The sequence below is a fragment of the Mycobacterium sp. 1165196.3 genome (genome assembly GCF_001673415.1).
Taxonomy (GTDB): Bacteria; Actinomycetota; Actinomycetes; order Mycobacteriales; family Mycobacteriaceae; genus Mycobacterium; species Mycobacterium europaeum_A.
In genome coordinates this window covers 1-7724 of the sequence record NZ_LZLU01000270.1, presented here as the reverse complement: position 1 = coordinate 7724, position 7724 = coordinate 1, and the positions used below count along the sequence as shown (strand labels likewise).

The 7724-nt window shown below is 69.9% G+C and carries 9 protein-coding genes; 6 read left to right on the top strand and 3 right to left on the bottom strand.

The genetic code is table 11. The features are described 5' to 3' along the window. Window positions 1-1151: hypothetical protein (locus A5659_RS26150; protein WP_231998022.1), on the top strand; the 1151-nt coding region annotated here is incomplete at its 5' end. A 113-nt stretch (window positions 1152-1264) separates the two neighbouring features. Continuing rightward, entirely contained in the window at window positions 1265-1603 is a 339-nt protein-coding gene (locus tag A5659_RS26145; protein ID WP_369806975.1) for a hypothetical protein, read from the top strand. A 14-nt stretch (window positions 1604-1617) separates the two neighbouring features. On the opposite strand, the gene A5659_RS26140 is transcribed toward A5659_RS26145, so the two are convergent. After that, a complete protein-coding gene (locus A5659_RS26140; protein ID WP_067185326.1) occupies window positions 1618-2313 on the bottom strand; it encodes a DUF3060 domain-containing protein in 696 nt (231 codons plus the stop codon). Window positions 2314-2370: 57 nt separating this feature from the next. On the opposite strand from A5659_RS26140, the gene A5659_RS26135 reads away from it, so the two are divergent. Continuing rightward, window positions 2371-3390, top strand: a complete 1020-nt coding sequence (locus A5659_RS26135) for an NADP-dependent oxidoreductase (protein ID WP_066863433.1) — start codon at window positions 2371-2373, stop codon at window positions 3388-3390. 14 nt (window positions 3391-3404) lie between these two features. Here A5659_RS26135 and A5659_RS26130 read toward each other — a convergent pair whose 3' ends face one another. Continuing rightward, window positions 3405-4028 (bottom strand): hypothetical protein, encoded by a 624-nt coding sequence (locus A5659_RS26130; protein WP_067139737.1) that lies wholly within the window; start codon window positions 4026-4028, stop codon window positions 3405-3407. A 305-nt stretch (window positions 4029-4333) separates the two neighbouring features. Between A5659_RS26130 and A5659_RS26125 the strand changes: the two genes are divergently transcribed. Next, entirely contained in the window at window positions 4334-5161 is an 828-nt protein-coding gene (locus A5659_RS26125) for a family 16 glycosylhydrolase (protein WP_066863428.1), read from the top strand. Here A5659_RS26125 and A5659_RS26120 read toward each other — a convergent pair whose 3' ends face one another. Beyond that, a complete protein-coding gene (locus A5659_RS26120; protein WP_156749389.1) occupies window positions 5162-6679 on the bottom strand; it encodes a glycosyltransferase family 39 protein in 1518 nt (505 codons plus the stop codon). 156 nt (window positions 6680-6835) lie between these two features. Here A5659_RS26120 and A5659_RS26115 point away from each other — a divergent pair, with 156 nt between their 5' ends. Together A5659_RS26115 and A5659_RS26110 are read left to right on the top strand one after the other, a co-directional pair. Next, window positions 6836-7141, top strand: a complete 306-nt coding sequence (locus tag A5659_RS26115; protein ID WP_066863422.1) for a hypothetical protein — start codon at window positions 6836-6838, stop codon at window positions 7139-7141. A 52-nt stretch (window positions 7142-7193) separates the two neighbouring features. Next, window positions 7194-7724 (top strand): GAP family protein (locus A5659_RS26110; protein WP_067185330.1); only part of this gene is annotated, 531 nt, incomplete at its 3' end.

The following is a 7724-nucleotide window of genomic DNA, read 5'->3' as shown; positions in this document are numbered from 1 at the left end:
GCCAGCGCGTAGGCCAGGCCGCCCGCGCGAGCGTCGCCGATCTGGCGCCGGTGCAGATCGACGATGGAGCCGTCGGAGACGTCGACCACCGCCAGCGTCGCGTTCGCCGGCTCGACGAACAGCATCGCGAGGCGCTCGTAGCCGAGCGCGTATCCGACGGCTCCATCGTCGATCTGCACCGGCGCCAGATCGGCGACGCTCGCGCGGGCGGCCTGGCCGTCGAGCTGGCGTCGATGGTCTCCGGTCTGGACGCCCGCGGGTCGCGCGCCGACGGTGTGTTCGTGATCGGCTGCGGAACCGACATCGTGGCGCTGAAGTCCACGCTCGAGGCGGCCACCCCGCTTCCGGTCACCGGCCCCGAGGAGCCGGACATGGCGCTGGCCCGCGGCGCGGCCCTGGCCTCGGCGAACGCGCCGCTGTTCGCGTCGTCGACGGCCGCCCTGGCCTACGCGCTGGATCCGGGCACCGGCGAAATGAATCCACCCGGCCTCGGCCCGTCGTACCTGGACGTCTGGGGCCACGCCGACGTCGACACCGACGTGCGGGCCTACAGCGCCGTCGCCGACGACGACGAGGACCCCCCGCGCCGCCGGCCCTTGTCCATGCTGCTGGCCGGCAGCGCCCTGGCCGGCATCGTCGCCGTGATCGGCGGGGTGGTGCTGGTGACTTTGGCGTCGGATCGCCCGGGATCGAACGTGCGCCACAATTCCGGCGTCGGCGTCGCCACGCCCGGAGTGCAGCTACCGGCGGCCCCACCGAGCAACCCCCCGCAAGCGCAGCTGCCCGTCCCGAGCCCGGCGCCACCGCCGCCCGCGCCCGCACCCAGCCCGTCGGAGGTGGCCGCCCCGGCGCCGTCGCCGGTGCAGCAGCCCGCGCCGCAGGAACCGGTCACGGTGCCGCCCGCGGCACCGGTCCGGCGCGCCCCGGCCCGGCCCGCGCCACAGTACACACCACCGCCCGTCGAGCGCCCGGCGCCCCCGCCGGCCGCGGCACCGGCAGCGCCTCCGCCGGCGGCGCCGCCCCCGGCGCCCGCGCCCGCCGCACCGCAGCTGCCCCAGCAGCCGCCGGTGACGATGTATCTGCACTTCCCGTTCGTCACGGTGCCGATTCCGATCACCCCGCCGCCCCCGCCGGCGCCACCGGCCCCGTAGCGCGTGGCAAACGGTCTGGACTGAGCGCACACTGGCAGTTACGGCACGAGCGCCAAGGAGGTCGCGTGGGCGAGCACAGTGGATTCGGATTCGACCCCGACGAATTCGATCGAATGATTCGGGAAGGCAGCGAAGGCCTGCGTGACGTGTTCGAGCGGGTCAGTAGGTTTGTGGCCGCCCCCGGCGCCCGGACGGGCTGGTCCGCCGTCTTCGACGACCTGACGCGGCGCCCGCGCAGCGCCCCGGAAACCGCCGGCGAAGCCGGTGAGGGCGTGTGGGCCATCTACACCGTCGACGAAAGCGGCGGCGCACGCGTCGAACAGGTCTATGCGACCGAACTCGACGCGCTGCGGGCGAACAAGAACAACGTCGACCCCAAACGCAAGGTGCGGTTCCTGCCCTACGGCATCGCGGTCAGCGTCCTGGACGACGACGCCGAAGAGCCTGCGTAACAAGAAGTTTCGGCTTAGCCCTGCTGCACCACGTTCGAGCCGCCGGAGTTGCTGATCTTCGGTGCGCCCGAGCGGTAGGTGACCTTGTTGTTGAAGCCGGAGGCCTCGATGCTGTCGACGGTCTCCACGGTGATCTCATTCTGCACACCGGACACCGACAGGCTGGTGCAATGCCCGGTGATCGTGACCGTGTTGGAAACCCCACTGACGCTGACGATGTTGTCGTTGCAGGCGATGGTCCGGTTCTCGTTGACGCCGGAGACGCTGAGCTCGGTGCCCGGCGGAGCGGCGGGTGAGGTCGACGGCGAGGCCGGCTTGCGGTGGGACGTCGACGGACCGGGGGTCGTCGAAATGCTCGGCGGGCTAAACGTTTTGGGGATGGTCGGCGGCGTGGCGATGATCGACTTGACCCCGGAAAGCTGGTGTGCGGCAAAGGCCGCGATGCCGCCGGCGAGGGCCAGCACACCGATGGCGACCAGCGTGCCGACGATCCACCACGCGCGGTTGCCGGAAGGGCGTTGCTGGCGCGGGCCGAATGTGGGCCCGCCGGATGTCCACGGGGTGGGCGGCGGTGGCGGGGCGCTCGCCGGGCCGGGGGGATAGTTTTGGCCGGCGGGCTGCGCGCTGCCCTGCTCGGACGCCCGCGCCGCCTCGGCGAGCGGGCGCTCGAGTTCCCGGATCCGGTCTTCCGGGTCTTCGTTTGCTGGCATGGAATGAATATGCCATTCGCTTCTGCGTTTACGGCCGGTTCGGTAGTTTTTACGACCGTGCCCGATGTGCCGAATCGCCAGGTCCTGCTTCGTCGTCGCCCGTCCGGGCTGGTCCAGCCGGAGGACACGGAACTGGTCACCACGCCGGCGCCCGAGCCCGCCGACGGCGAGGCGCTGTTGCGCACCACGTACGTCGGCATCGACGCCGCCGCGCGCACCTGGCTCGACGACCAGCCCAGCTACCTTCCGCCGGTGCAGTTGGGCGAGGTCATCCGGGCGGCCGGGATCGGCGAGGTGGTCGCCTCGCGGTGCGACGCCTACGCCGTCGGTGACGTCGTCACCACCCTGACCGGTTTCCAGGAATACGCGCTCATCCGCGACGACCTGTTCAGCACGCCGATCCCCGGGGAGGACGACCAGCTGGCGATCATGTCGGTCTACGGGCCGACCGGCGCCACCGCCTATTTCGGCATGACCGACATCGGCCGGCCGCAGCCCGGGGAAACGGTGGTGGTGTCGGCGGCCGCGGGTGCCACCGGATCGGTCGCCGGGCAGATCGCCAAGATCGCCGGCGCCCGGGTGGTGGGGATCGCCGGCGGTCCGGAGAAATGCCGGGCGGTGGTGGAGGATTTCGGCTTCGACGCGTGCATCGACTACAAGAACGACGACGTCGCGGCGGCGCTGAAAAAGCATTGCCCGCAACGCGTCGACGTCTACTTCGACAATGTGGGCGGGCCCATCCTCAACGCCGTGCTGGGCAGGCTGGCCTCGCACGCGCGCGTCGTCCTGTGCGGCGTCATCTCCAGCTACCTGACCGGAGACCACCCCGGGCCGGCCAACTACGTGAACCTGTTGTCCAAGACCGCGTTGATGCAGGGGTTCAACGCGCTCGATCAGTGGGGCCGCTTCGACGAAGCGTTCGCCGCGCTACGCCAGTGGGAGGCCGAGGGCCGACTTCACCACCGGCAGACCATCTTTGAGGGCATCGAGTCGTGCGTCGATGCCCTCAACGGCCTGTTCACCGGCGTCAACGTCGGCAAGACCCTGGTCAGGCTCAGCGAACCCACGTCCCGCTAGCCGGCGCCGCCGCGCTAGTCCTCGCCGAGCACGCGGTGCAGCGCCTTGCGGGCGTCGGTCAACGCCTCGAGCACCTTGGTGCGGGTCTCGGCGAGCTGCTGCTTCTGCTCGTCGGTGCCCGTCCAGGCGATGGTGCGGGCCAGGCCGGCGATCTCGAAGAGCTCCTTGCGGATCTTCACCACGTCACCGAACTTGGCCGCCCGGCCCAAGAAGGCGTGCGCGGTCTCGCTGCTGACCCCGCGCCAGGCCAACAGGTTTCGGCCGAGCTCGGTCAGCGTCGCCACACCGCCGTCGACGGTGACGACGCCGCGACCGGCGAGGACCCCGATCGCAAGCTCGGCGATGTCCTGGGGAGGGGTGAACGCACCGCCGGTCGCGTCGGATACCCGTTGCACCACCTGTGCGGCGTCGGCCGGGCCGTCCAGCAGCAACGCCGCGGTGACGAACGCGGCGCGCTTGAGACCGTGCCGACCCTTCTTGCCGAACGGCGCGAAGCCGGGCCCACCGGCACCCGGACCGCCGAACCCGGGACCACCGAAGCCCGGCCCACCGAAGCCCGGCGCGCCAAAGCCCGGACCACCGAAACCGGGCCCACCGAAACCGGGCCCACCGAAACCGCCGAAGAATCCATGAGACATGGTTGCTTTCCTTTCTCGAACCATCAATCTCCTTGATACCAGCGGCCGCAGCGATGTCAACTAAGTTGATGGCTGGGACGTGAAATCCCTGGAAGCGGGCGTCACTGCTGCTATCGTCCCTTGTTTATGCCAGGGGGATCGCGGCGACGGACCGGCGCGCGGGTCGTGATCGGGAACGTCGCGCGCGGATCGCGACGGCAGCATGCGGGCCACCCCACCGCGTGGTTTCATAACACCGTTTGCGAGAGTTGCCTGGGGAGATCGCGCCGAGCTTGACGAGCCGGCTTTAACGATTGGTGGTTTAGATGGATCGTCGCAGCATGATGTTGATGTCGGGCCTCGGCATGATCGGGGCTGCGATGCGCTTGCCGGGTGCCTGGGCCGCCCCATCGGGCCCTTCGGTGCCGGCCGCACCGGCGGCGGGCGGCGGCGGCTACATCTTCGCCGACGAGTTCGACGGCCCGGCGGGTTCGGCTCCCGATCCGGGCAAGTGGACCATCCAGACCTGGCAGGACGACGTGTTCCCGCCGGTCGCCGGGATCTACCGCGACGACCGCCGAAACGTGTTCCAGGACGGCAACTCCAATCTCGTGCTGCGCGCCACCCAGGAAGGTGACACCTACTACGGCGCCAAACTGCGCGGCAACTTCCGCAGCATGATCAACCAGACCTGGGAAGCGCGGATCAAACTGAACTGTCTGGAACCGGGCCTGTGGTCGGCGTTCTGGGGTGTGAACGAGGACCCGCTGCCGGACGGCGAGGTCGACCTTTTCGAGTGGTACGGCAACGGCTCGTGGCCGCCGGGCACCACGGTGCACGCCGCGTCGAACGGCAAGACGTGGGAGGGCAAGTCCATCCCCGGCATGGTCGACGGCAACTGGCACACCTGGCGAATGCACTGGGGCGAGGACGGATTCCAGTTCGCCCGCGACGGGGCGCAGTACTTCACCGTGCCAAACAAACCCATCCACGTCCACGGCGGCGCCCCGGACGACTTCCGGTGGCCGTTCAACAATCCCGGCTACTGGATGACGCCCATGTTCACCCTGGCGGTCGGCGGGGTCGGTGCCGGCGATCCGGCGGCGGCCACCTACCCGGCGGACATGCTCGTCGACTGGATCCACATCTGGTGACTAGCGCTGGGCTTTGAGCACCTGGACCAGGTTGAACTGCCAGCGCTCCACCAGGCGGAAGCCCAGGTCGTGCGGCACCGCGAAGGCGGTGCTCGCCCAATAGACCGGGCCCGGCGGCAGCGCCGGACCCTGTTCGTGCGACGGCTGAGACGGGTCGGCCTGCGTGATGATCCAGACGACGCCGCACTGGCTCAACGGTCCGGCCACCACCTCGGGGATCAGGTTGGTGTCGAACACGTCGTTGCGATCGGTCGCCCGCTGCCACAGCGTGAGGTCGATCAGCTTGCGATAGGCAGCCGGGCGCGCCGCCAGCAGCGGCCGCATCGGGGCCGGCATGAACGTCACCGTGTCGTTGACCAGTAGGCAATCGCCCGGTGCGGCCTTCGCGGTGATCAGGTCGGCGACCTGGCTGTAGTCCATACCGTATTTGGCATACGGGTTACGTTGCACCTGAACATAATTGGGCGCGGCGGCAACGGCGAAAAGACCGACGAGCGCCGCTGTCAGCCACGGCTTGGCGGCCACCGCGCCGGCGCAGACGCCCAGGATCAGCGCCAGCGCGGGCGCGGTGAAGCACAGGTAGCGCGGGGTGTAGATCGGATGAACCAGTGCCGAATACGTCACGATCGCGGCCGTCGGTGTCGCGAGCCACCCCGTCGTCAGCACCAGCAGTCGGCGCTGCGAATCCGCCAGACGCGCGGACCCGCTGAGCCACAACACGATTGCTGCGCCGATCAGCAACGCCGACAGCACGGCGAACGGCGGGCATCGTTCGAAATACTGTTGCATCACCACGTCTTCGATGGTGCGGTGGCCGATGGGTGCGACCCAACTGATCTGGTGTGCCTGCCCGGCGACCGTCATCAGGAACGGCAGCAGAGCGGCTACCGCCAACACCGAGGCAATCGCGAAGCCCGCCAAGGACGTTCGGGCGCGGTGGAAGACGCCGATGAACACGGCATACGCCGCCAGCAGCAGGGCAAGGTACGCGTCGAGCACGACCGAGCAGGCCAGCGCGACGGCATAGGCCAGCCACAGCCAACCGGTGTCGCGGCGCGCAGCGTAGACCAGCAGGACGGTGAGCCACACGGCGGCCATCATCGACATTGCGTACGGGCGCGCCTCGATGGCCGCCCACGTGGTCCGGGGCAGGATCGCGCAGAACAACCCGGAGGCCACCGCGACGGTACGGGACGAGAACTGCTTGCCCAGCACGACGACGCCGGCGGCCGCCGCCCCCACGGCCAGGGCGCTGGGGGCGCGCGACCAGAACTCGGTGGGCGGGAAGACCTGGAACCACCCGTGCATCAGCAGGTAGTACGAACCGTGGACGGCGTCGACGTTGCCCAGCATGTGCCACATCTGGATCAGTGACCGGCTGTAGGCGGCCGAAATGGTGGCGGCCTCGTCGTACCAGAATGAGGGCCGGGCGGCGCCGGCCAGGCCGACCGCGACGGCCAGCACGGCGACGAGCAGCGGATCCAGCGCCGCCGCGGCCGCCGGGCGGCGACCCTTCAGCAGGCCGCGGCGGCTCGGTGATTCTTCGGTGGTTTCGATGCTCACCGAACCGCCCGGGACGTCGCGGTTTGGCTGAACACACCGCTATGTTGCCAGAAGCGAACCGGGCGAACCTGGGGGCTCAACGAGCCGCTCATTCGAACGTATGATCGATCGATGGGTCCGCTCGCGTCGATCGGGTACAACGGCCAACCGGTCCGCAGCCCGTTTCGGGTGGTCCGTCCGGCGGTCGCGGTGCTGGTCGACCTGACGGTGCTTTTCCCGCGCGAGCCGCACCGCTCGGGCCGGTATCAGCCCAACGGGCTGCAGCTGCACAAGGTCGTCGAGGGGTGGCTGAGTTGCTGGGGCCTGTGCGAGCAGGGCGACTGGTGGGGGCTGGTGACCTATCCCGTCGCCTACGGGGCCAAGCGCCGAACGGTGACGCACTGGGTGCCCGCCTGGACGCTGCGCCGCAAAGGCTGACGGCCGCGGTGATGACCGCATGAGCGCCACGCCAATGCGATGATTGCTGCCCGTGGACGCAAGTTGGGCCTCGGTCCTGAGCAAACTCGTGGCGTTGGCGGCCGTCATCGCCCTGTCGCCGATCACGGTCATTCCCGCGGTGCTGGTGCTGCACGCGCCCCGGCCGCGCCCGGCCAGTCTCTCCTTTCTGGGCGGCTGGCTGCTGGGCCTGGTCGCCCTCACCGCCGCCTTCGTCAGCGGGTCGGAGTTGCTCAGTGGCTTCCACGCGACTCCGCCGAAATGGGCGGCCTGGGTGCGGCTGGCCTTCGGCGTGGCGCTCCTCGCGCTGGCCGCCTATCACTGGTTCACCCGGCATCGGCAGCGCAGCATGCCGCGCTGGATGCGGTCGTTCTCCACCCTGTCGCCGGCGCGCGCCGGGGTGATGGGCGCGGTGCTGGTGCCGGTACGGCCCGAGGTGCTGATCCTGTGCGCGGCCGCCGGCCTGGCCGTCGGCAACAGCACCCTGAGCGCCGGCGCCAAGGTGATTGCGGCCGCGATCTTCGTCGGGCTCGCCGCGTCGACGGTCGCCATCCCGGTCTTGGCC

Excerpts from the sequence above, each read along its gene's own strand:
- A5659_RS26145 (WP_369806975.1), top strand. The coding sequence starts at position 1,265 with ATGATTCGGGAAGGCAGCGAAGGCCTGCGTGACGTGTTCGAGCGGGTC.
- A5659_RS26140 (WP_067185326.1), bottom strand. The coding sequence starts at position 2,313 with ATGCCAGCAAACGAAGACCCGGAAGACCGGATCCGGGAACTCGAGCGC.
- A5659_RS26130 (WP_067139737.1), bottom strand. The coding sequence starts at position 4,028 with ATGTCTCATGGATTCTTCGGCGGTTTCGGTGGGCCCGGTTTCGGTGGG.
- A5659_RS26125 (WP_066863428.1), top strand. The coding sequence starts at position 4,334 with ATGGATCGTCGCAGCATGATGTTGATGTCGGGCCTCGGCATGATCGGG.
- A5659_RS26115 (WP_066863422.1), top strand. The coding sequence starts at position 6,836 with ATGGGTCCGCTCGCGTCGATCGGGTACAACGGCCAACCGGTCCGCAGC.